The sequence below is a fragment of the Candidatus Obscuribacterales bacterium genome, from assembly GCA_019744775.1.
Lineage (GTDB): Bacteria > Cyanobacteriota > Vampirovibrionia > Obscuribacterales > Obscuribacteraceae > SBAT01.
In genome coordinates, this window is sequence record JAIETZ010000001.1 from 440405 (window position 1) to 464640 (window position 24236).

Below are 24236 nucleotides of genomic sequence, written 5' to 3' on the forward strand. Positions count from 1 at the left end.
CGCTCCGGCTTAAACACAAGCCTTCGCGGCTTCTTGCTAAACACAAGAACTTCAAAATTAAAGATATCGTAGTAGGGAACGTTTTCCCTTATCAAAAGTCAACCTTCTTACAACTCGGCGACCGTGTTAGAATCAAGCCGTTACTAGAAGGTTAAGGTTGCTTCATGTCCAAACTGACAGCAGCATTAGCAATTGCAATTACATTGTCGGCAACACTGTCGATTGGTCCAAGCGCTCACTGCGAGCCGCTTAAGCTCAATCGCGTTGTTTCTGTTGTGCCGGATGCATCAGGAAAATTTCTAGTCATAAACACAAGCTTGCCAAGGCCTATTTCAGCGCCGATTATTCAGTATTTTCCAAGCCCTGACGGCAATACGATTATGGTGGCAGACTTTTTTGGTCTGACTTTTCCGCAGCCCTATGGCGTAATCAATCATCCATCAAGTGACCCGTCTATTAAGCAGATAAGGTACGGACAATTTCAGGAAAACCCGCCGACCTTTCGAATTTCTGTAATTACAAATAATCCAAATATTTTGCGCCAACTGACTTTTAAATCGACTCCGGGTACCTTAATAGTCAAGTGGCCAGGTGCGTCATTGCCGCACAGAGACGTTGCTGCAGCTCCAACAATTGGCACAAGTTTTGGACGCGGCACGAGTCTAAGCACAACGATGCCTCAGCCTGCACCGAATTATCAGACGTCGCATACATCTATATCGCAAATTCCGACGGCACCGCCTTCTGTCAAACCAGTTCAAGTTGCAGTCGCACCACAATCTGCAACTCGCACCACTGCATTGCCACCACTAAAGACACTTACGCAACCAAATAAAAGTCCTGTAGTCGAGGCACCAAAAGTCCCAGAACGAAAAGTTCAAGAAACAAAAACGCCGACAAAAGTTGCACAAACAAAACCGCCCGAGCAAGTAGCAAAACCAGTGGCGGAAATGCCGAATCCGGTTAAGGCTGCCCAGGCAACAACGGCAGCTTCCTTCAATCCCGTATCAAACAATGCGCGCAAGTTGATTTTCACATCGTTATCTCGTCTAAGAGATTTGGACAGCAACGGCAATATACCGATATCACCAGTGGAGGCAACACTTACAGGCAACAGTGCTGTCATCAAAGTGCATGCAAATCCATCCTTAGCTTATCGCGCATTTCGTCTGCATGATCCTGAAAGGTACGTGCTTGATATTGACGGCATGCCGGAATTGCTCACGACAGAAGCACCAATTCTTGATGCCAATCCATTTCTCAATTCCATTCGCGTAGGTGCTCCTTCTACAGGCGAAAATCTGGCAAGAATTGTTCTTGATTTGAGCAATTCTAATGTGACCGTAAAAGAGAAACTTTTCAATGGAGAAAATCTGCTTACACTGACAGTGAGCACGAAAGAAAATCTCATCGATAATTTGTCTGTTGTACCGGGAGCAAAAGTTGTTCTTGATGCCGGTCACGGCGGCACAGATCCGGGAGCACAGAGATCTGCCGTTCAAGAAAAAGAATTGACGTTGGCTATTACCGAAAAACTCAAATCTGCTCTCTTACAAAAAGGCGTCAAAGTAGAAATGACTCGCTCGGATGATACCTTCGTTTCGTTGGAAGACAGAGTAAAAATTACAAATTCCACAAGGCCCGATGCCTTTGTAAGCGTGCATATCAATTCGCTTGAAGCATCATCCAACATTCAAGGAATCGAGACTTACTACCAAACAGAACAAAGCAAGGCTCTAGCCGACGTTGTCCACCATAGCCTTGTCGGGGGTTTACAAGTACCGGACAGGTCGGTTCGTAAAGCTCGTTTTTACGTAATCAATCACACCGATGTACCGGCAGTCCTTGCGGAGGTTGGCTACATCACTAATAAGGATGAGAGAGAAAAATTAATCTCTACTGATTACCAAAATCAAATTGCCGATGCGATAGCAAGAGGTGTTATCCTCTATCTGAATAAACATTATCAGGCAAACGCGGGCGAGAAAGCCGGCAGGCTCAATTAGAGGTAGACATTACTTTGGGTAAACGGCAAACCACCATCGGTCTCTTCGATTCAGGAGTGGGTGGGCTTTCAGTTCTGCGTCAGCTCGAAAGCTACTTTACAACCAGGGGTGAATCGGAATCGTATCGTTTCCTTTATTTAGGCGATACGGCTCGACTTCCGTACGGCAATCGCTCGGCTCAGGAAATCAAAACCTTCGTAGAAGAAATTGTTGCCTGGCTTGTCGGCAAAGGTGCCGATCAAATCATTATGGCTTGCAACACGAGTGCAGCTCTTGCGTATTCAGTTGCTTGCGCGCAGTCAAAAGTACCTGTCTTTGATCTAATTAGACCAACCGCTGAGCACCTTGCAAAATCCGCTAGCGGCAAACAAAAAATCGGTGTTTTAGCTACAAACGCAACAGCGAAATCTCAAGCATTTTCAAAAGCAATCAAAGAATTCGCCAACGACTTGGAAGTTGTTGAAATTGGTTGTCCTGAACTTGTTGGCATTGTTGAATCTGGTGATATAGATTCTGATGCAACAAAGAAGGTTCTCTCGAAATACGCATCACAACTGGAAAAAGCAGGGGTAGATAGCGTTGTTCTTGGTTGTACACATTATCCATTTTTGGCAGGACCACTAAGTTCACTTTTGCCGGAAAATGTACAGCTAGTTGATCCGGCAGCACTTATGGTCAGATCGCTGAGCAAGAACAAAACATCGACTCAATTGCTCGATGATTCAAACGAAGCAGAAATCACAAAAGAGATTTATGTAACTGGTCCGCTGGCGGATTTTGCTGCAAGCGCGCAAGTTTGTTTGGGGCAAGCTCCTGGTACCATATACGGTATCACTGTTCAGGACTTACAGACTGCTCGCGCTGAGGATCTACAACCGGTTTTGCCGGTGGCGGATATATCTACAGCACTGTCCTGATTAGCCTTATCTAATTGACACCCGTGCTAGTATTTTGAGTTGATGAAGGATTCATCGCCTCAAGCAACTTGCGGACCTTAGAAGTCCCTAAGGTGCTTGCAGAAGGATATTATGCCGAGCAAATCAAAAGAAAAATCGACAAATTTGAGCATCTTCGACATTAGCAATAGAGCTGCCGAGCAATTTTCCAGCCTGGAAGAAGTACACAAAGCAGCACTTGCCTGTAAGGCATGCGATCTTTGCCAAACAAGAAACAACGTCGTGTTTTTCGATGGAAATCCAAAAGCCAAGTTGATGATAATTGGTGAAGGGCCTGGTCAAAACGAGGATGAGACCGGCATTCCATTTGTTGGACGTGCAGGAAAATTACTCGACAAAATACTCGAGTCCGTTGAAATAGATCGCAAAAAAGATACATATATCTGCAACATCGTTAAGTGCCGCCCGCCGGCAAATCGTGTGCCCACTCCGGAAGAAAGACAGTTGTGCAGTCGCTTTTTAGAGGCACAAATCGCGTTTGTTAAACCAAAACTCATACTACTTGCCGGAACAACCGCTGTACAAGCCATTCTTAACGTAAAGGATCCGATAAGTAGGTTACGAGGTAAATGGATCGATTGGAAAAACGGTGCTAAAGTAATGCCCGTATTTCATCCTTCGTATCTGCTGCGCAACGACACCAAACAGGTCGGCAGCCCTAAATGGCTTATGTGGCAGGACATCAAAGAAGTTAGAAAACAACTGGACTTACTGAACGCGAAATAGTGTTTCTGAATTCGTAATTCAAGTGGGGTAACAAACAAATGGGTAGAAGAGCTGACGCATTTTTTGACGAAATTCTGGATCAACAACTTGTTGAGGCCGTCAATAATGATTTTGGCAAAGCTATTCAACGCTTGCCGAACCTCGGTCATGGTGAAGTCAGAGACGAAGTATTCGTTTACTTCTCCGCAGTAGCAATGCAACAGATAAATGCATTAGCAGTTAAGCATGGAATAGATGATCCAGTTGCATTGAACGAACTCTATCAACTAACACGTAGCAACCTCATCCACGGTTTCCGCTTAGGCCAAAGCATCAAAAGCGGCACGTGGCAGTGTAGTTAAGTAAACGCACACGCTACAGCGAGAGCGAAAGATTGCGAGGAGCAATCTGAAGCGGAGCGTGTATAGCCAGTAGCAAGCGAAGGTGGAGCGCAGCGTAACCGAAGCGTTACTTTAAGGCCCCTTGTAGATCTATTTGAATCTTCGTTCCAACAGCGGGATGTCCGAATTCGGATGCAGCTGATCCGCCACGCTGGAAAAATTCCCAGAAGCGTCTGTCGTAGCCGGAGCTTCCCGGCGCAAATGCTAAATCGCCTTCCATTACGTTGAAGCTTCCTGTAGCAACAGTTGCTGTTCTCACAACGTGACCAATAACGACTTTTATACGTTCACCAGGCGCAAAGGCTGTAGTTAGCGGATCACCAGATCGAATCGTTGTTTTTAAATTTCCAAAAGAATCGACATAACCAATCACACGCGAAGGTGGTTCCGGAATAAGTTCAATTGGATCAAGTCTGTGCCTTTTGAATGAAAGATCGCGAGCTGCAGCTTGTCCTAAAATACGCGGATAATAGTCGCGTGAGCGAAATTGTGAGCCCTCATTTTTCACATCCACACTCCAGAGTTCATCGAAGTCCGATCTGACAAACGAGAGTGAATAACCGCTGTTAACAGCAATTACTTGGACGCCATTTTTCAAGACGCCATACAAAAGCCCTTCACCTTCATTGTCCGCACGTGCATCGCGCCTATCTTTTCTCGGCGCGCAATTAGCAAACAAAATAAGTTGTTCAGGACGCAATTCTTTGTCCGCGAGACCTAATTGAGCAACTACAAATCCCGTTGCAACAGTTTCGAAAGAACCCACTGTCGTTAAGTGTGTTCGAACCCCATTCGGCAATCTCGCACTCACAGAGGCCATAATTTCAGCCCAAGCCAAATCATTCGGCGCATAATCACAAATCAGATGTACGAGATCGGACATATTTAACGCTCCACTTCCGCTTTTTCGGTAGATCCGACGACACATTTAGTGTCGTCTCCTTACTGCGCATTGCTCCTCGCAACGCTTGCTGCGCTTCTGCAATTACTAATTACCCTTTTGTGTCTTATCTCACACGAAGTTTCCGATAATTGATTAGCAAAACAGCAAAATTCTTGATACGTCTAAAAAAGCGGGTAAAAGTATAGGTAAGGAGACCCGTGCATGACGCTTTATGCGGATTTACATAGACATTTGGGTGGTGCTCTCCACCCACGCATTATCTATAAATTTCTGCAGCGTCAGGACCATCCCGTATTGGGTTATTTCCCGGATTACGAAGGCTTTTACAACTGGTTTACGCGCCCATGTCGAACGTTGGAAGAATTCGTAAAAATCCACACCCTGGTTGAAGAATTACAGTCGGTTGAACACTTACCTTATTTCTGTTTTCGACTTTGCCGCGGTGCTTACACATTTGAAAATTTGCAGTACATGGAAATTCGATACAACCCATATTTCCGTACTGATCACAAACAATCAACCGAGAATCGCCTTGGTCAAATGGACGAAGTTGTAGAAGTAATTACGGCAAATGTGCGTCCAGCAGAATATCCAATTACAGTTCGCCAAATTCTTTGTTTGGATAGACGATTACCAGAAGACTTGAACCGAAAAATATTGGAAGTGGCGAAAAAACACTTAGGTCCGGTAGTTGGAATAGATTTAGCCGGTCCGGAAATTGATCCGGGCAAATGGGAAGTCTGGGTCAAATTAATGGGCGAAGCGCGCGCATCCGGACTAAAAACTACCGCTCATTTGGGCGAAACAAGCATTGAAAACGTCCACTCGCAATATTTTCCAGTGCTTGACCGCATTGGTCACGGTATTCACATTCCTCTTCTCAAACCAGAGCTTTTGCCGGAATTAGCCAAACGACAAATATCGCTTGAAGTATGTCCGACAAGTTACCGCCAAACAGGTGTTTTGCAGGATTTCACTCGCTTAAAAGCGGTCTTTAGCCGATGCAAAGCCGCCGGAGTGCCGATTGCTGTTTGCACAGACAACCCTGGTCGTAATCCGGCACCTTGCACGCTACCTGGAGAATATGAACGGCTAATTGACCATGATGTTATTGAATTTCATGAGCTGAAAGAGATTCAAAACGAAGCATTTCGTTCGGCATTTGGATTTGTCGGCACACCAAGAATCTAATTGCCGTTCAAATTGAAAATGAGTAATTCCGAACGGTCAAAATCCACATAAAAGCTCAAATCCCTGAAGAAATTTAGACCCAATAGCGGCTTATTATGGCTTGGTTTATCGTGAACCTGAGCTTGCACATTGGATTTCTGAATTGGTCCCAATTGAACAGTATCCAGGTTCATCTTCTTGAATTGTGCTTTGCCGACCATTGTGTTGGTCGTGCCAGTAGTCGCTTCTTCAGGAACACTTATTCCCAACATATCCAACTCCGACCGCGTAAAAACAGTCATCGAAGCTCCAAGATCAACGATCATTTCACAAGGAAGCCCATTTACTTTCGCATCAACAATCATCAAGTCATTTTCGGTTAGCCGAAAAGGTATTTTGTAAGAAAAAGACTCCAAATCTTTCTCAAATGACTTATCGCCGCCTCTCTTGACAAAATGGATTCTCTTTCGTCGAGCATCAACCAAAAAGTTGTATCGCGTGATGAAATTCTGCCCAAGGGATGGGTAAAGAGTGGGCATATTCTCGGTAACATACATTCGGAAATTTCGAAAATTTTGCCCATTGATGTCCAAATCAACAGTTATTTTCCAAACCGGATTTTTTCCCAAAACATTGAGCACATAAGCGCTGGTTTCCCAATTTGGAATCGGCAAACCTAATTGACGCAAGTGATTTTTGCCGATCATCGAATGATTTGCGCCGGTATCAAGAATCATCTGCCAATTTTTGTTGTTAATCTCAACAGGAAGGGTCAAATTTCGTTCGTTAAGACAAAAATCGACGCTTAAAGTGTCGTTCGGCAACGAAATCGGCTGACGATTCGCGTTATTTTGGTATTGTCTGCTTTCAATTGCTTCGATGAGCGCAATTGAATCACTTGCATACGAACTCTTTGGGAATTTTTCGACTATTTCTTCGTAAATTGCCTTCGCTTTTACTAAATTGCCGGCCTTTTCGTTGGATTTTGCGGCGAAAAAGAACGCTTCTTTGTCATTTGGGCTTTCGTTTGCACATTGTTCGAAAATTTCTGCTGATTCTTGGTACTTACCATGCAAAAAACACTCCATTCCGAATCCAAAATCAGCGTTTGCACATGCCGGATCACATAAAAAACACGAATAAACGACTATAATTGCTAAAAATATGCGCGAGTCTGCTGATAAAACCACTTGTATTCCGACCTTTTGCAAAAATTTTTTCGTTGCACAAATTCACTGATCAAATGCTATTCCAAATCGTTCAAATACACTCATCATGCAGATTTCAATTAGTATGCACTGCTTGAATCAACTCAATAAATTGCATACCACAGACCCATATATTTAATTCTTCTATTGCATTTTTCGGCAGTTGCCAGTATTCTATCTTGTGTGGTGTGTTAAATGAGAGTATCTCAAAAAACATGCTCTCGTTGGTGGGTAGTGGTGGCATAAGGCTCATCCCTTACAAAAGAGATGGATCTGAGAAAACAAACGTTATTCGAAGATTTGCCCTTGTGAAACCGTTAAATCAATAAGGAGGAACGTAATGGCCACAGTTAAACGCGAGGAGATTGCTGGAATCAATCCCCAAGCAGCTAAAAGAAAGACGGCTAAGAAAAGCGTAGCTAAGAAAGCTCCAGCCAAAAAGGCTCCAGCTAAAAAGCGCACAGCTAAGAAAGCAGTCGCCAAAAAAGCAGTCAAAAAAGCTGCTCCAAAGCGTAAAGTAGCTAAGAAAGCTACAGCTAAAAAGGCTACAGCCAAGAAAACTGTTAAGAAAGCCGCTCCGAAGCGTGCAGCCAAAAAGCGCACAGCTAAGAGAAAGACCAAGAAAAAATAATCGCTCTATAGCGATATGTAATTCGAAGAAGAGCCCCGGAATCCTCTGGGGCTCTTCTTTTACGTGGATTTGCTTGTTTGAATAGTGGTATCGTATTTGATATCACTCATAGTGGCAAAAGCGCCGCATAAGCAGACGCAATTTACGGCACAGAACGCAAGTCAAGTGGGCTATAAAGAACCGCGCTGGATGTCCGATAATAATTACCAATTCAGCACCCGTTTAGGTTTCGGGCGTTATAAATCCATGCTTTATAAGAAATGCTTGGCACATATCCCACATTTGGGGCAGTGGTCCTTGCAATTGATGATCCGAATCAAGCAAATGCAACTCAACGTAGTCAGGATTGATTGACTTGAATGTCTCACTTACTTTTACCGAAACAACGTCATCATTAACGCCATGAAAAACAAGCACTGGAACATTCACTTTCAAGTTGGATGTCTCATATTTTTGACCATCCACAACAAAGTCAAAATTGAATAGCATCTCTCTATTAAATGCGTAATGAAAGACGCTTATCTCGCCGTCAGAGGACCATTTCTCATATCGAGCTTGTCCTCCTACCAATGCATCAAAGTGATTGCCTAGATCGAAGCCTGGAGCAAACAAAACTATTGCCTTAACTCTGGAGTTTTGTTGCGCTTTCAACGTTGCAATCAAACCACCCATACTCGACCCAAATAAAACAACAGGTTTTCCTTCCGGCACACGAGCCAAACACTCATCTACTGCTTTTAGCTGGCTGGATAACGTCATACGCTGAAAATCCGGCGTATTTAAATCAGGAACTTCAACACTTTGTCCGATATCTGCAATTTTTCCGGCAAAAAAACCAGCTTTGCCTGATTGAGGGCTCGATGCAAATCCATGCAAGTAAATGCAGTGGACAGTGTCTTTACGTTTTTCAGTCATCATCTTTTACTCTTGACAAATTTAAATGTGCTTCATCTACAGTTTGATTTATATCAATCGGGGATGTTTCCTTCAAAGTCCAGCGAACTAAAAACTCAATATTGCCCGATGGTCCTTTAATTGGCGAATAAGTAAGCGCATTGGCATACAAGTTGAGTTTTTCAGCATAAGCAATCACCTTCGACAGTATTTCTTTATGCTGATCAGCGGAACGGATAACTCCACCCTTGCCAACATTTTCCTTGCCGGCTTCGAATTGTGGTTTTATCAAGGCAACGATATCCAGATTGTCTTTGTCGAGGACATTCAAACACGACGGAAGAATCTTATCCAATGAGATAAATGACACGTCCATGACGGCCATATCGGCCCATTTGTCCTCTCCATAAATTGCTCCAGCATCTAGATTGCGTGCGTTTATTCTTTCCAGAACAACCACACGCCCATCAGTTCGCAAAGACCAGGCAATTTGTCCATAACCGACATCAACCGCATAAACTTTTGCAGCTCCATGGGTAAGCAAACAATCAGTAAAGCCGCCTGTGGAAGCGCCGACATCCAAGCAAATGCGATTGTTCACATCAATCTGAAATTGCTCAAGCGCCTTTTCCAATTTCAGTCCGCCACGGCTAACATATTTGCGTGGCTGCCAATCAGATGTCACCTCAATTTTGGCATCGGCAGCAATACTTGTGCCGGCTTTTGTTATCTTGTGTCCATTAACGATAATGCCACCATCCATGATGGCAGCTTGCGCAGCTTCCCGCGATGGAAAAAGCCCCTTTTCCACAAGCAGCAAATCTAATCGTTGTCCTTTAGGCATCTTTCATTCTCACCGTGCTTAACAGTAAAGCAGAACCACGCGCAATTTCTGTTAAACGTTTAGTACAATTGTCGGATACGCATCCTATGGCTTGGAGCAGACCTGGCTGGATGAAGAAACCGCCTTGAAAGCGGCTGCCCTGAAAGGGGTTGGGGGTTCGAGTCCCTCCTGCTCCGCCAATTATATATATGAAGGCCTCTTTAGAACCTTGCTCGCTTGGCAGGGTTCTATTTTTTCTTGGGGGTTTTATCGGACACTTACCAAGAGGTCTAAATCCTGCTATAAACAAACCATGCAAATTCGTGTCGGCATAACCACCAATAACCTAAAAGACTGGTTGCATGATTCAGTTTCCGTCTTTTGCCCGCAAGCAATCGTCATCGATCAAGATTCGCAAAAGCAGATGTCTACATCTTCCGAAATTCAGGTACAAGCCAAAGGCAACCAACTGATTTTAAAGACAGAAAATCAAACCCTGCAGGCAAATTCGTTTCTCATCAAATCCAATAACAACGAAACAATTCACATCCGCAGTTTAAGCCGCGAAGGACATCTACAGCCAAATTATCATGGCGAACTAGAACTCATCGCCAAGAAAAACAAGATTCAAGTCCTTGTCCACTGCGATTTGGAGACTTACTTAAGAGGCGTTCTTTCGTCAGAAATTCCTGCCAGCTATAACCTGGAAGCAGTTAAGGCGCAAGCTGTTGCCGCTCGAACTTATGGACTAAAACCACGCATTGACCATACTCCTGATGGTTTCAATGTCTGCGACTCCTATCTTTGTTGCCAGTATTTTGCCGGATACCCGAAAAGTATTGCCGAGCGTCACGAGAGTGCCATAACACAAACAAAAAATCAGATCCTCACTTTCAACAACGAACCAATTCTTGCTTTGTTTAGCGCATGTGCAGGCGGTCATACCGAAAACTACGAGAATTGCTTTTCGGACCCAATAACAGGCGCATTCCCGCCACAGCCACTGCCATATCTAAAAGGTGTTACGGAAGGCAAATTACCGAACGGATATCCTTCCGAAAATGCTCTGCGTGAACTTTATCACGAAACTAAACCGGATACCTGTGACAGCTTCTCTAATAAGTTTCGCTGGCATCTCACCTTTAGTGCAGACCAACTAGAAGCGCACATGCATCATGTCGCCGAAACAATGCTGGATGATAAATTAACCGCACCGTTTATTTTTCCTCCACCCTCTAAAAAATTTGGGCACATCGAAAAATTTGAGATAACAAAGCGCGGCGTTGCCGGAACAGCAATATCAATGACGGTTCACACATCCACAGGTCCCTGGATTATCAAAAAGGAACTTATTATTCGTAGTTTATTCAAGAATCCAGAGCTGAATGTTGCCCGCTTAATGAGTGCACGCATTTTCTTTGACCATAAGCGCAATAATCTAAATCTTCTCACCGACCTAATCGTCTATGGCTTTGGTTGGGGACACGGAGTAGGACTGCAACAAAATGGCGCTCAGGGGTTAGCTTTACAAGGAAAGACATACAAACAAATTCTCGCCCACTATTTTCCAGGCAGCGCCATTAGCGAGGCAAACTAACGAATGAAAGCAATTGTGATTACCAAACCGGGTGGTCCGGAAGTCCTCAAGTATGACAATGTCCCAACTCCAGAGCCGCAAGGCAATGAAGTTCGCATTGCTGTGAAAGCTACAGCAGTAAATCAAGCCGACATCTTGCAGCGCCGTGGACAATATCCTGCACCGCCGACTTGTCCGGCAGATATCCCAGGGTTGGAATATTCCGGCGTCATTGAAAAAATCGGTCCTGATGTCAAAGAATTGGCTATAGGACAAAACGTCTTCGGATTGGTAGCCGGCGGATCATATGCTGAATTCATCATCACTGATGCCCGAACTGTTGCTCCCATGCCTTCCAACTTATCTTTCGAAGAAGCGGCAGCAATTCCTGAAGCGTACATAACCGCTTACGACGCCATGGTTAGTCAATGTAAATTAGCAGCGGGCGAAACAGTACTAATAAACGCCGTGGGCAGCGGTGTCGGCAGTGCTGCCGTGCAAATTGCTTCTGTAATAGGAGCCACATCCATCGGCAGCAGCCGGACAGCAGAGAAACTTGAGCCAGCAATCAAATTAGGCTTGAACAAAGGTATTTTAGTAAAAGACAAATCCCTATCTAAGCTGGTCCTCGAAGCAACTAACAACAAAGGCGTCGATGTTGTCCTGGAATTAGTAGGCGGAGACTATGTCACTGAAGATGTCGCTTGCATGACCTACAAGGGACGCATTGTTGTGGTTGGTCTTTTAGCCGGAGCTAAAGCTGACTTGAATCTTGCAGCATTGTTGAGCAAACGGCTGCAAATTAGAGGAACCACGCTCAGAGCTAGACCATTAGAAGAAAAGATCGAAGTGAATAAGACATTTATCCGTGAGCTAGTGCCACACATAGCAGACGGTTGCTTAAAACCGGTAATTGATTGCATCATGAATCTCGATCAAGCTGCCAAGGCACATGAATATGTAAGCTCAGGCGATCATTTCGGCAAAGTTGTATTGAAAGTCTAAGTTATTCAGCAGGTGCTTTTGAGACATCATCTGTTTTTTCAGTACTTGGCTCAGCGACAGGCTCTGCCGGAGTTTCCGACTCACTTGCTTTTTTCTCAGAAGCCTTACCTTCATGCTGAGTCATGCTATCGATCAACCAGAGACTGGTTCTAAAATCGAAATTGCCTTCCTTAACATAAGGGCGAGCGAAAATCACAATGGCTTTTGTTGAATCCTTCGGATGTCTATAAGCACCGATCAGCATCATCTCATTGATTTTCCTGTCGTCAGCATGAGTGTAGCGACCGACAAACCATTGCATAGTGTCGCTTTCAACATACGACTGTCCTCTTTCAACTTTTACTCTGTCCATTTCCTCCGGAACAACAAAGTCTGCGTAAGGAACTCTTCTCAGCAATAGATTTAGATCCTTTACCGGACCTGTATTGTTCCAGACAACAACCATTACTCTTTGGTTCTGTCGTTGCGAAACTAGAGCAAATGAAGGCAGCGCCCCTGTAATCTTGCTCGTATTTTCAAAAGTAAAACCTGGCGGTGGAAACTTGCTGAAGTTAGCATCGTTTACAGCAATTTCGGCAGCCTTTTTCTCGTCATCTGCAGAATTTGCAACTTCGTCTGTTTTCTGTTCAGTCTGTGCCGGTTCTTCGGTAGCTTGTTTAGGTGCCTCGGACGGCTTCATTGAACCAAAAATCATCATTAGCAAACCAATGAGAGCCAACGCAATTCCACCGATGAGAATTTGCTTCTTGCCTATTTTATTTGGAGCGGACATTCCTCTCAACTTGGAGCCGTCCATCTCCGGCTCATTTATTTGATCCGCATCTTCCGACATGCGCTTGCGCATTGAGCTACGCGCAAGTGCCGCTGTTGGCTCTTTCTCCATAGGTGGAGCTGCTGCAACTTCAACAGGCTCCGGTGGTTCCAGCATTTCCCGCTTTCCACCAATTTCAGCCAGCAAATTAAATGAGGTCATTTGATGCAATTTCATAGGCGGTGGTGCTTGTCCTGGTTGCAGAACCCACACCCCGTTGTGCACACCAACGAGTTTATTGTCTTTCAGTAAAACAGCACCCTGACACCTGTTGGGAAACGCAACCGTATGCAGCATTACTTGTGCATCTTTGAGAGGACTCAAACCAAAGAAATTTCCATCTTGAACTATCGGTCTGCCTGAAAGCGGGTCCAAATAAAAACCAAATATTTGATCCCAAACATTTACGCCAGGTGCGCCTACTAGCGGTGCACCCAATTGACCACTCATACTAAATTGCCGCGCTTGTGTCGGCTGCACATAGACAAGACTGTGCAACTCATGCAATCCCCAAAGCGCAGTATATGTGTCAGACCCAATACGTTCACCAAGTTTGTCGATAGTTATGTAGCTGTCCAACGACTGCCAAATCCTTTCGACAACCCAATGCAAACTCGGGTTTATCCTTCCTGGGTCATATTGTCCCACCGAGCGTATATAGCGAGTCTCAGTGCCACCATGTGCAGAAATAATTTGTGGAAGCTCCTGCGCGCGACGTTTGGCTTCCGCCAACATTGCGTTTGTATCCATCTGAGTATCAGGAATGCCTTCGAAAGGAAAATCGCTTTGAGCTTGGAAGAGAAAACTGCCAGGTCGTCCCCTATAGACAGCCTCAAACAGTCCCATTTCGCCTATCAATTGCTCATAGACAACTTTTTCTATTCGACCAGGAGCATAAAGCAAGCGTGCAATTGGTCTATTGCGCAAATCAAACAAGGTAAGAGTGCCTGTTTTGCCTGTAGCTAAAACAACTTCCAGCACAGAGGCCACATCATTGGGCGAAACTGTCCCCGAGACGTCCGTACCTGTGACCGATAATGGCACAACCAGATTGGAATTAAGTTGCGCCAACTTTTCCGAACTAAACGGCTTAATTTCCGGATCAAGAGTCAAACTTGCTATGTCATTGGGCAATAGCAGCGGCTTGTCTAACGGCAAGCTGGACAACGAAAGATAATTATTATAAGCGTCTCGCTGATTAAAGCCTGGGTGCAAGTGCACAAACTTGACGCCCATTCTTACGCCGGGATGTGGGAATCTGACTTCAAGAGCACCGGGAAAATCCACATACTGAAAAACAGCACCGGCAGAAGTTGCCGCCTGATTCGGCGCGATTAAGCTTATGAGCCCGAGATATTTTTCAGGCTTGGTTGTGCGGTCATAAACAAAACCAACGGAGTCTCTGACAAAATCGAGAATTATCGTTGCTGATTTATCAGTAGCCATGAAAGTCCCTTTCTTGCCACGATATACCACTGAAATTAGATGACATACTGAATTGTAACGGGTATATAGAAATTACCGCCAATATTCCCTTGGAGTTGAGAAATGGGTGAAGGACACGGACAGCAAGTCATTGAAAAAAAGCCTGGCATAGGCGACACAGAGACATATCCGAATTATCGAGTCATTCTACTCAACGATGATCACAATACATTCGAACACGTAGCAAGTTGCCTGATGAAACACATTCCAGCAATGAGCTCTGACAAGGCTTGGGGTCTGACTAATCAAGTCCACTTCGAAGGTGCCGCCACAGTTTGGTGCGGACCAAGAGAAGTTGCCGAACTCTACTATGAATTGCTCAAACAAGAAGGACTAACTGCAACTATTGAGCCGGATGCCTAATTAGGCATCACCTGTGCGCAACCACTTCTTCATCGGTGTTTCAGTAAACTTATCTATAAGTCGTCCCAAGGTGTGACTAGCAACAAGGCTCAAACCTTTGCTCCACCAAGTGTTCAACAGTGGCGCCTTACTCAAGATAATTCTTGGACCCAAAATGTCTGCGACAATGCGCGCTGTTTGAAATTCGTTTTTGTCCAATCCCGTGACTGCGTCAATGCCAATTTCGGTCACGATTGCGCCAGCAGCAAGTGCTGGTGACCAGCTAGCCAAATTGTTGAAGTTTGCCACGAGACCGTTATTTTTCAGCGGAAACACTGGCAACATTGGAAACATGTGCGGCATCTTTGGATATGGATAAAGCTTGTAAGCATTCCAGGCAAATTGAGCAGTATCGATATTGTTATTCCAATAACGACCGGATTCAGCATGCACTTGCGCCGCAGTCGGAAATTCACCGCGCAACGTACTTGGAGTCGAAATAGGCTGATCAAATTTGTTGATCACAGGTCCAGGATGATTGAATTGCTCAGATACATCAAGTCCTTGCTCATTCGGCGCATCCGGAATTTGAGGAAGAACAGTCCTTGGTCGCTCACCTGGATAAAGTGGCTCATGACGGGCATCAAGCGGGTTGTTTGGCTCGCCGTACTGACCGTATCGTCTGGGCACTGACAGTGGCTCATCTTGCGGCCACGGCGATTCGGGCACTTGGCGATACTTGCGCTCGCCCTCACCTGCAGTAATATTCGGTCCGTCACCCATTTGAGCAAGGCTCCATAACTTTATTGGTAATTAGAATATGGCGAGCTGTGCACTTGGTCAATTCGTAAAACTACGATAATCACTCACTAAAAGCCGCCCTTCCAGATGCTTCCAGCGTTTCGGCAAGCACCAGCAACACGGCTTATAGCCGGCTTCTTCCGCTTCTTTTCGATAGTGAAAATTGCGTTTTCGCCGCCAATACATAACCTCAGCAAAGGGGCACGATGGTATATGAAACTTGCTGGAATAGGCATTGCCGACGTACTTCACAGGTAACGGCTCTAAATCCTGCCCATACGCCTGCCCACAGCCATAGAAAGCTGCGAAAAGCCAGATTAAAGCAACCCCAAAACGACTCATACCTTTAATACGGAAAAGACGGCAAAAAGTTCAATAAATAGATTAAATCTGCCCTCTTATCTTCTAAGAGCGACAACCTGACCGGTTGAGCGTTCCATCAGGCGATTTTCAATAGAGCCAACCCAAACTGAAAGTAGCTCAAGGTGTTCAATGCCTCTAAGAGAGAGCTTTTCCTTGTTTTCTTTCAGTTGGCTGTAATACTTAAGCAGCGCAGAAAATAGTCTAAATGCCGCTTCCGGCTCGCTGTCTCCATAGCAATGAAGACCTAGCTCAGGGACACCAACAACGACTTTGCCCTGGACTTTATCCGAGCGCCAAAGCTTCGCAGAGAGAAGCCCCTTACCAAAAGGCAACTCGACTTCTTTGATGAGAGTAAGTCCTGGTTTTGTCATCAGACTATCAACTATTCTCCTGCCAAACCAGAGAAGTATACATCGGAAAACAGTATTGTCTACGCTATCCTACGTGGAAATCCTCAATTAGAACCTAGTCATAATCGGGATTTGACGTAATTCACCACATTCTCTGTCATCTGATTGAAGTCTTCGTCTATAGCAAACCACTTAATTGCTTCATTCGCGCGAAACCAAATAAGTTGCTTGCGCGCAAGCTGACAATTGTGTCGCAATGCTTTTTCCAATGCTTCTTCTTTGGTCATTTCGCCTTTCAAATACAGCATAATTTCACTGTAGTTAACTGTGCTTGTTAGTGCGCGCGCATCGCCCCACTTTGCACGCAAAGCCTCAACTTCTTCCACCATGCCAAGTTTTACTTGCTCGGCAAATCTATCTGTAATTCTCTGATAAAGATTTGCGCGATCATTAGCATTGAGTCCAATCCAGATAGTGTCATAGGGAGGATCGACACGACTTGCTGCCTCTGAAAATGGCTTACCTAATACCTTAAACACCTCAAGCGCACGCACCACGCGAAATCTATCATTAACATTCAACTTCTCCGCTGTCTGCGGATCAACTTCTTTCAGCTTTTCCCAAAGTGCATCGTTGCCTTTGCTCTCAGCAAGCTCGGTCAATTCTTGTCTTAACTCTGACTGCGGTGAGACGTCCGGCATCTCCAGTCCTTCCAAAAGCGCTCGGGCATAAAAACCAGTACCACCACAAACAACAGGCAAGTGACCACGCCGAATGACACCATCCATAATGTCTGCGGCTTCTTGTCTGAATTGAGAGACTGTATATTTGTCGTCCGGATTAACAAGATCAATCATATGATGTCTTGCCTTGGCACACTCTTCAGCTGTCGGCTTAGCAGTACCAATATCCATGTGCTTATATACAGTACGTGAATCACAAGCAATTACTTCAATGGGCATTGCTTCAGCCAATTCCAACGCTAAAGCCGTCTTCCCCGACCCCGTTGGTCCGACGAGCGCCACTAGTTTTTCTTTTTTGGGGAGCAACTCTCTCACGAAATACTTGCCTTCAGGATTTCAGAGACAAATGGCCAAATCCAAAACAATTGCGTAAAGAAGAATAGGCTTGGCACAGCAAAAACCAAGCAGTACATCTCCATACCGCGAAGCTTATATGTCTCTTGGATAGCAATCCATTCAAGCGCAATTACCCAGAGCAAAATAGAAATAGAAAGAACCGGATAGAGAGGCCCAAGAAGCAGTCTATAACAGCCAAGCGGCGCTAGAAGTATCCCCGGTAGAAATGCCCAACCCGTTGTTATCAAACAGACGGCAATACGCGACATATGAGCGCCAAATAGTGTGACTGTCAATGCAGCCAACGCCGCTAAGAAAAACCAACGAGCGAAACCTACTATTAGTGAGACAAAAAGCGAAAAGAACATCCATCCAGGATCAACTACTGACGGAACCGTAAGCCCGTCAATGAGTGAAGCTAGGGTGACAACGGCAACCGCACCCCAAAAATATTGCCTATCGAATTCCGGATGCTCAAGTATTTCGCGAAAGGCTTTCCGGGGTTGAGTAAAGATTCCCCAGATTGTATCTGTAATCAAATCTAGTTGGTTCATTTCTGCTACCAAACTATTGCATGAGCCAAAGCGGTTGCTTTTGATACGAAAAGCGCATCGATTCAGGCATCAGTTGATCAACTAAGGACGTAACACCTGCATTGCTCGATGCTGATTCCATCAGCACCGACAATATTGTCGGCATACGTTTGTCTATTACTTTCAAATCGCCTGAATGACCAAACTTCTGACGGCTCAAATCCTGCAAACTTGCCACGGCTTCTTCATAGCCGCCTAGCTGATCAACAAGACCGGCTGCCAATGCCTGTCTGCCACTGATAATTCTGCCATCGGCAATCTTTTTAACTGCCGCAACATCCATATGACGTCCCTCACTAACAGCAGTGACGAATTGATCATATGTGTCGGCAATAATTCCTTGCAGTAATTCACGTTCTTCAGCCGTCATTGGTCGACTAAATGAGCCGATATCTTTGAATTTTCCGGATTTAACAACATTGGACTCAATGCCCAATTTGTGTTCGGCACCTTCTAAGTTGTACAGATTCATGATCACGCCAATTGAGCCCGTAATAGTCCCTGGTAAAGCAACAATCTTGTCCGCCGCACAAGCGACATAGTAACCGCCGGAAGCGGCTACATCTATCATCGATACAACAATTGGCTTGCCTGATTTACGAAATGCCAAAACCGACTGTTGAATTTCCTGACTTGTCGCAACAGTTCCACCAGGCGAATTTATTCTGAGCAACACACCTTTGACGTGGTTATCCTTCTGCGCCCGTCTCAACTGGCGATTCAACCATCCGGCAGTACCAACTTTTGCAAAAGCGGACTCATCACCACCACTAGCAATCATGCCCTTCAACTCTAATACAAGCAAATGATCAATAACCGGACGAAACGGCGAAGAATCAAACTCCGCATCAGCATTTTTAGATGCTGTCACATATGAACTTATAAGCCCGACTGGAATAGCCAGCAGAGAAAGTCCAACGAGTATCCAAATAATTAGTTGCTTGCTTGGACGAAAAGTCGTCATGGTAATTGATTACATTACCTTTTCTTTTTGAGCATCAACTGGCGGAGAGGCAACTTCTACTGCTTTTTGCTCTTCGTCCAATTGCTTGTCCAATTTGGAGACGGCTTCTGCTCCTGATAGATCTATGAGACTTTGTCTGTGGTGTTTGACGTTATTCGCAACCACATCGACATCACGTTGTGCTTTGCGCAACGTGTATTCCATTTCAATTTGCTTGGCGGCGTCTTGTGTAGCACGCGCTTCGCTGATCATTGCTTGCAAGTCTGACAAATCAGTAAGTGAGCGCGAAAGCGCAATCATGTCTCTTTTGTAGTTGCGATAGTTGTCGACCATTCTGTCTGCAACACCGCGCACCATTTGATAAAGCATGATTTGCTGTTCTTGAGAAATTTGTGCTTTCTTGGCATTTTTTGATTCCATGCCATTGATGAGATTCATCATCATAGAAGCACCAACGCTTGTACCAGCGTAAGTTGCAGCACCCGGCATAACCATGGTTGCGGCATTCATACCACCATATACAAGTGTGGAAAGCATTTTCATCATTACAGTTGCTGCGTGTCCCGGATCGGAACTCGGCATCAACTTTTGAATAACAAATTGAATATCAGGCGATCTGCTAAGCGCTGCTTCCCAAAGATCAGCTAACTGAGTTTTTTCAGCATTCTCAACGAGATCTGTTTTGTCAGCAGTTTCCTCAGCAGAATCCATCAATGGAATCGGCACTAAGTTAACGTCTTTGGCGTCTTTCATTAGACCACGACGCCCAAACCAGCCCTTTTTCTTTCCGCCTTCAGCTGAATTGGTGGCAGTCAAATCATTGAGACTTGCGTCTTTTGTTTGAGAGTCCTGTGTTTTTGGAACAAAGTCTTGTTTGGTAACAGTCGACTTCAAATAATTACCGTCGCTGCCGGTTGACTCAACCGGTGCTGCGCCGTCTAAAGACATTGGTGAAAGATCAACAGGTTTTGAACTCTGTCCTTCCGGAATTTGTGTTTCTGGTTCGCCATCTTCCGACAACTTTTCATTCGGTTGATTAATGAAGTTGCTAAGCACATTTTGCCGGCGCCCCAATCCGAGGGACCAGCAAGGAGATATTTGACTGATAGTCAGGGCTAGAAGAAGCCAGGCTGTGATTCGAACCTTAAACACCTAATGACCTCTAACGCAGATTCTGAGTCAATATACCATGCGGTTGACACTTGCCAAGTTACGTTTTTCAAAATCTCTTTTGAGTCGGATAGTTTATCGCAACTAATATAAGAAAAGCGATCACAACTATGTGCGACAACTCGCCGGCAATGACTGGCGGTGAAAGCATTCCGCCGGCCGCATATTCAGCCATTACCCATAATCTGACGCAGGCTGCCAAAGCTAAAGGCCAAACAAACATACGAATAACGCTTGACATGCCTGCATCTTGGTGCTGTTCGGGCGGAGGAGCATAACGTGAAGATTCGTATTCCTCTTCCTCTTGAGAACCTAATAATGATGATCTCAACCCAGTTGGTCCACCTACGCCCAATTTAGTTGGATGTGGCAATTGACCAACACCTGCTGTTGGAAAACGACTTGCAGATTCAAGCGGTGAAGACAACGGCGTATTCATTGAAGGAGTCTGACTTGGCGCGCTTGGCGTTGGAGTTGCCACGGGCATCGGTGATGATGTTGGTGGCACACTTACTGGAGAACTAATTGGCGGATTCATTGATGCCGGTGGTGCAACAGGTGGAGTCACCGGAGGCGGTGCTGCTGGAGTCGGAGCCGGCGTCTCTTCTTTTGGCTCATGGGAATGTGTGTGCATCGGAACTTTTGCAGCAAGCAAAGGCGAGCGCAAAACGTTTGGATCTTCAACTGTTTCAAAGTCATCGATGAAATCATCATATTCATCATATGTAGAATCCAAAAGCGGTGAATGCAAATGACCCGGCCTTGTATGACTCGGCTCTGCCGCAAAGCGATGTTGCGGTTGCTCAACTTCACTACCACCTAACAATGGAGATCTCAGTCCTTTATGTTTGGAGGCAAACTCATCTTGCTCGGATTCATATTCGTATGATGGTTCTGAGCCACCCAAAATTGGTGATCTTAACGCGCGACCTTTCTTTCCGGTTGTGTGGATTGGTGGCTCCTCTTCTTCTTCGTACTCATCCGGCTTGAGCAAAGGCGAGTGCAATTTCTTCATTGGTTTTGGTGGCGTTGGTCTTTTAGCCTCTTCAATTGCCGATATAGCTTCCGGAGTGACTGCCGGCTGTGTCGGCACAATCTCAGGCGCTGCCTGAACTGGCGGCGGGGCGGCGATTTCCGGCTCTTTTGCCGGCATTTGGGTGGCTACGGGAGCCGGATCAGGCTGAAGGCGCTGCCCACATTCAGCACAAAAACGGGCTGCGTCATCGTTAACCACACTACATATTGGGCAATTAATCACTTTCACTTCTCCGGCTACTGCCAAGTCATCCTACTATCTAGTTTAAACTTGTATTTTTCTTAACGATAGAGGTCTTTTTCAGAAAACGGTAATTTGCTTGCCAATAGGTCACATGTTAAACTGTCGAGTCGCTGGAAAGAGCAGCTCTTGAAAATCACAACAATGAAACTGAAGTCCTTATCTGCACTAGCAAGCGCCCTGGCGGTTTTAGCGACCTGCGCGCCCGGTTACGCCGAAAATGCCCCTGCCAATTCCGGCAATGGGCTTAACTTCAAGTTCTTTACAGAAGAGCCGCCCGAATCCCAAGAATCGACTCAGGCAGCTCCGGCAGCCCCCAGCAATCCGGATAAAGAGACAGAAACTACCGCTGCCACACCTGCCAAAGAAGAAGTAGCTCATTCATCTATTGATGATGAGGCACCTGCCGATGGCACACAAATAGCCAGCCGTAAACTGACAGGTTATATTCGCGTGGTTCCGGTTGGAACAAAAATTCCAATCATTATGGATAGCGCTGTTGACAGTGATACCAGTCAGGAAGGCGATGAATTTACAGCTAGATCATCTGAAGATCTATCAATTGATGGATCAACAGTATTGCCGGCTGGTTCAATCATCAAAGGACGTATCGCTAAAATAAGTCCGCCAAAGACAATGGGCAGATCCGGTGCGGTCAGCCTGAAATTCGACACAGTTACAACTCCAGACGATCGTCAAATTCCAATTGTGGCCAATCTGGTGGCACATGGTGGTGTTGTGCACGCACGTCGTGGATTGAAAGATATTGCTATTGATGGTGCCACCATTACTCTGCCGACGGCAGCCGGTTTAGGAATTGGTCTTCTTGCCGGTGGAACAGGACAAGGACGCGTAAGTCCGGGAGTCGGCGCTGGTATCGGTGCCGGTGTCGGTGTTGCAGTTGGTGCAGCAATTCTTCTAATTAAAAAAGGCAAGCGTGTTGATGTGCGTCCAGGCGACGAGTTAAAAATCGAACTCGGCGAAGACCTGCGCATGCCTGTAATGTAATTTCCAATTGAATCTGCCCTCGTAGGGGCGCATTGCATGCGCCCGCACAAAACCCCAGGGTAAATACTAGTATCCACTCCAGGCAAAGCCCGTCGATACCGCGCATCCTTGACATTACACTTAGCGTACCAGCAACGCAGGTGAATCATGTCGAAATACGATCACGCCGGAAGAGCGGCCTTGTTGTCTTTGATTCCTGGTCTCGGGCATATATATGAAGGACAAAACAGAAAGGGAATTCTATTTCTTGTTGTCGGTGCAATAAATTTTTTGCTCTTTCTAGTCATTGTGCTGAACGATCAAATGATCCTCAACATGACACAACTTGGCGCGGCTTATCACATCGAACCAAATGATCAACTCATCGAAGTGTTGAAACAAGTTACATTCGGCAGCACCGTATCCATTATGTTTGGCGGAATGTTCTTGAGTTTTCTTGCCTACACCATTCAAGATGCATACGATCAAGCTTCCTTCACCAAACGCAGACGCATTTATCCCGAGCACATCTGGGAAATGCCTGAAGCAACTTCAAGCTCTTACATCATTCATTTCGCGCTCATGGCCAGTTGTTTCATTCTGGCAATGTTTTTTCTTGTTCCGCCCAAACCAAAACAACAAGTAACAGACATCATGTTTATTGAAAATTTCAAGAAGGAAAAACCCGTCAAAACAATTACACACATTCAGTCGACAAATGCGTCAAAACCATCAGGCAAACATAATCCCAACAAAGAGATAGCAAAAGCCGGCTCTTCGGCTAGCGCACCATCAAAACCGCAAAAGAAAGTCATGCCGATTGCAAAGCCCAATTTGCCGGTTTACGCTGCTCACGCACCACAACCAGCTTCAAGAACAGTAATGCTCACTTCTGCACCATTACCGGCACAACCGCAATTGGCGCAAAAAGCATCGGTCCCTGTGCCCACACTTTCGCAACATCTAGCATCTACCCCACCAACTCCTATTTCGCGCGTAGGACAAAACAGTCAATTTGTCACAGCTCCGGAAGCAAGACAAGTTAATTTAGCGCCCGAAAATATGGGAACGTCGACAAACTTTGCCAGATCAAATGCGGGCAATGTAAATTCGCATGCGCCACAATCAACATCACCGATTGCATCCGCCAATTCATTTGGTCAAGGAAACTTGCCCATGCCGAAATCCAGCACAAATTTCGGATCAAATGGAGGCGGAACAACTACTGCGCCTCAGCCAATGAGGGCCAATACTGGTGGACCAACAAATGGAAATGGATTTGTTCCTATTGCACCAAGTCTTCCTCTCCCCGGCATAGCACCAGGAATAGGACGCGAAGCTAATTCGGATGCAAATCATTCAGGCGATCGTTCAAGTCCTGGAAGTACTCAAAGTCCGGATTTCGGTCCATATATGGACGAACTACAAAGGAGAATTAAGCGCGCATGGATTCCACCAGTGGATCAAGAAACAAAACGCGTCGTAGTAAATTTCAAGATTCACAGTGACGGACATGTTTCGAATTTGCGAATAGAAAAATCTTCCGGCTCATCGCGTGCCGATCAAGCAGCGCTTGTAGCTGTGGAAAATGCACAACCGTTTAAGCAACTTCCCAAATATGCTCCTAACGATGTCGACATTCAATTCACGTTTGACTACAACGTTTTTGGAGGACATAGACAATAAGACTGATAATTCAGGAAAAACACTAGAGCCCGACGAGTGCGCCTATTTTA

At 45.4% G+C, this 24236-nt stretch carries 23 protein-coding genes and 1 tRNA gene; 12 read left to right on the forward strand and 12 right to left on the reverse strand.

The window, feature by feature from the left end; all coding sequences use genetic code 11:
• Positions 1-164: 164 nt before the first annotated feature.
• From K2Y22_01860 to K2Y22_01875, 4 genes are all read left to right on the forward strand, one after another.
• Positions 165-2006: an N-acetylmuramoyl-L-alanine amidase gene (locus K2Y22_01860; protein ID MBX9877179.1), complete on the forward strand. Its 1842-nt coding sequence runs from the start codon at positions 165-167 to the stop codon at positions 2004-2006.
• A 14-nt stretch (positions 2007-2020) separates the two neighbouring features.
• On the forward strand, positions 2021-2923 hold the full coding sequence (murI, locus tag K2Y22_01865) for a glutamate racemase (GenBank protein ID MBX9877180.1): 903 nt from the start codon (positions 2021-2023) through the stop codon (positions 2921-2923).
• Positions 2924-3034: 111 nt separating this feature from the next.
• On the forward strand, positions 3035-3688 hold the full coding sequence (locus K2Y22_01870; GenBank protein MBX9877181.1) for a uracil-DNA glycosylase: 654 nt from the start codon (positions 3035-3037) through the stop codon (positions 3686-3688).
• A gap of 38 nt (positions 3689-3726) precedes the next feature.
• Complete coding sequence (locus K2Y22_01875) at positions 3727-4029, forward strand: hypothetical protein (GenBank protein ID MBX9877182.1); 303 nt, start codon at positions 3727-3729, stop codon at positions 4027-4029.
• Between the two features lie 106 nt (positions 4030-4135).
• On the opposite strand, the gene K2Y22_01880 is transcribed toward K2Y22_01875, so the two are convergent.
• Positions 4136-4951 carry a hypothetical protein gene (locus K2Y22_01880; protein ID MBX9877183.1) on the reverse strand — a complete coding sequence of 272 codons (816 nt, stop codon included), beginning with the start codon at positions 4949-4951 and terminating at the stop codon, positions 4136-4138.
• A gap of 222 nt (positions 4952-5173) precedes the next feature.
• On the opposite strand from K2Y22_01880, the gene K2Y22_01885 reads away from it, so the two are divergent.
• Positions 5174-6163, forward strand: a complete 990-nt coding sequence (locus tag K2Y22_01885) for a hypothetical protein (protein ID MBX9877184.1) — start codon at positions 5174-5176, stop codon at positions 6161-6163.
• Here K2Y22_01885 and K2Y22_01890 read toward each other — a convergent pair.
• On the reverse strand, positions 6160-7218 hold the full coding sequence (locus K2Y22_01890) for a TIGR02281 family clan AA aspartic protease (protein MBX9877185.1): 1059 nt from the start codon (positions 7216-7218) through the stop codon (positions 6160-6162). The two genes, K2Y22_01885 and K2Y22_01890, sit on opposite strands and share 4 nt — an antisense overlap.
• 472 nt (positions 7219-7690) lie before the next feature.
• Between K2Y22_01890 and K2Y22_01895 the strand changes: the two genes are divergently transcribed.
• Positions 7691-7981 (forward strand): hypothetical protein, encoded by a 291-nt coding sequence (locus K2Y22_01895; GenBank protein ID MBX9877186.1) that lies wholly within the window; start codon positions 7691-7693, stop codon positions 7979-7981.
• 222 nt (positions 7982-8203) lie between these two features.
• Here K2Y22_01895 and K2Y22_01900 read toward each other — a convergent pair whose 3' ends face one another.
• Both K2Y22_01900 and K2Y22_01905 read right to left on the reverse strand, forming a co-directional pair.
• The gene (locus tag K2Y22_01900; GenBank protein MBX9877187.1) at positions 8204-8899 is read right to left on the reverse strand and encodes an alpha/beta hydrolase; all 696 of its coding nucleotides are present in this window, start codon (positions 8897-8899) and stop codon (positions 8204-8206) included.
• Positions 8889-9719, reverse strand: a complete 831-nt coding sequence (locus tag K2Y22_01905; protein MBX9877188.1) for a TlyA family RNA methyltransferase — start codon at positions 9717-9719, stop codon at positions 8889-8891. The genes K2Y22_01900 and K2Y22_01905 overlap by 11 nt, the downstream gene beginning before the upstream one ends.
• Positions 9720-9812: 93 nt before the next feature.
• On the opposite strand from K2Y22_01905, the gene K2Y22_01910 reads away from it, so the two are divergent.
• The 3 genes from K2Y22_01910 (at position 9813) to K2Y22_01920 (ending at position 12279) form a co-directional block, all read left to right on the forward strand.
• Positions 9813-9898, forward strand: a tRNA-Ser gene (locus K2Y22_01910).
• A 113-nt stretch (positions 9899-10011) separates the two neighbouring features.
• The gene (locus tag K2Y22_01915; protein ID MBX9877189.1) at positions 10012-11295 is read left to right on the forward strand and encodes a SpoIID/LytB domain-containing protein; all 1284 of its coding nucleotides are present in this window, start codon (positions 10012-10014) and stop codon (positions 11293-11295) included.
• A gap of 3 nt (positions 11296-11298) precedes the next feature.
• Complete coding sequence (locus K2Y22_01920) at positions 11299-12279, forward strand: NAD(P)H-quinone oxidoreductase (GenBank protein ID MBX9877190.1); 981 nt, start codon at positions 11299-11301, stop codon at positions 12277-12279.
• A 1-nt stretch (position 12280) separates the two neighbouring features.
• On the opposite strand, the gene K2Y22_01925 is transcribed toward K2Y22_01920, so the two are convergent.
• Positions 12281-14536, reverse strand: coding sequence for a DUF4388 domain-containing protein (locus K2Y22_01925; protein ID MBX9877191.1), 2256 nt, complete (start codon positions 14534-14536; stop codon positions 12281-12283).
• 102 nt (positions 14537-14638) lie between these two features.
• On the opposite strand from K2Y22_01925, the gene clpS reads away from it, so the two are divergent.
• Complete coding sequence (gene clpS / locus K2Y22_01930; protein ID MBX9877192.1) at positions 14639-14938, forward strand: ATP-dependent Clp protease adapter ClpS; 300 nt, start codon at positions 14639-14641, stop codon at positions 14936-14938.
• Here the strand turns inward: clpS and K2Y22_01935 are convergent, their stop codons facing one another.
• The 7 genes from K2Y22_01935 to K2Y22_01965 all read right to left on the reverse strand — a co-directional run bounded on the left by K2Y22_01935 (position 14939) and on the right by K2Y22_01965 (position 21495).
• Positions 14939-15700, reverse strand: a complete 762-nt coding sequence (locus tag K2Y22_01935; protein ID MBX9877193.1) for a hypothetical protein — start codon at positions 15698-15700, stop codon at positions 14939-14941. It lies immediately after the preceding gene.
• Positions 15701-16116: 416 nt separating this feature from the next.
• The gene (locus K2Y22_01940) at positions 16117-16452 is read right to left on the reverse strand and encodes a hypothetical protein (protein ID MBX9877194.1); all 336 of its coding nucleotides are present in this window, start codon (positions 16450-16452) and stop codon (positions 16117-16119) included.
• Between the two features lie 98 nt (positions 16453-16550).
• Positions 16551-17489 (reverse strand): tRNA (adenosine(37)-N6)-dimethylallyltransferase MiaA, encoded by a 939-nt coding sequence (gene miaA, locus K2Y22_01945; protein ID MBX9877195.1) that lies wholly within the window; start codon positions 17487-17489, stop codon positions 16551-16553.
• Positions 17486-18064, reverse strand: a complete 579-nt coding sequence (locus K2Y22_01950) for a YIP1 family protein (GenBank protein MBX9877196.1) — start codon at positions 18062-18064, stop codon at positions 17486-17488. The genes miaA and K2Y22_01950 overlap by 4 nt, the downstream gene beginning before the upstream one ends.
• Positions 18065-18077: 13 nt before the next feature.
• Positions 18078-19067: a signal peptide peptidase SppA gene (gene sppA, locus K2Y22_01955; GenBank protein MBX9877197.1), complete on the reverse strand. Its 990-nt coding sequence runs from the start codon at positions 19065-19067 to the stop codon at positions 18078-18080.
• A gap of 9 nt (positions 19068-19076) precedes the next feature.
• A complete protein-coding gene (locus tag K2Y22_01960) occupies positions 19077-20219 on the reverse strand; it encodes a hypothetical protein (protein MBX9877198.1) in 1143 nt (380 codons plus the stop codon).
• A gap of 67 nt (positions 20220-20286) precedes the next feature.
• On the reverse strand, positions 20287-21495 hold the full coding sequence (locus tag K2Y22_01965) for a zinc ribbon domain-containing protein (protein MBX9877199.1): 1209 nt from the start codon (positions 21493-21495) through the stop codon (positions 20287-20289).
• 147 nt (positions 21496-21642) lie between these two features.
• Here K2Y22_01965 and K2Y22_01970 point away from each other — a divergent pair, with 147 nt between their 5' ends.
• Positions 21643-22521: a TrbI/VirB10 family protein gene (locus tag K2Y22_01970; GenBank protein MBX9877200.1), complete on the forward strand. Its 879-nt coding sequence runs from the start codon at positions 21643-21645 to the stop codon at positions 22519-22521.
• Positions 22522-22668: 147 nt separating this feature from the next.
• Entirely contained in the window at positions 22669-24186 is a 1518-nt protein-coding gene (locus K2Y22_01975) for a TonB family protein (GenBank protein MBX9877201.1), read from the forward strand.
• Positions 24187-24236: the final 50 nt, after the last annotated feature.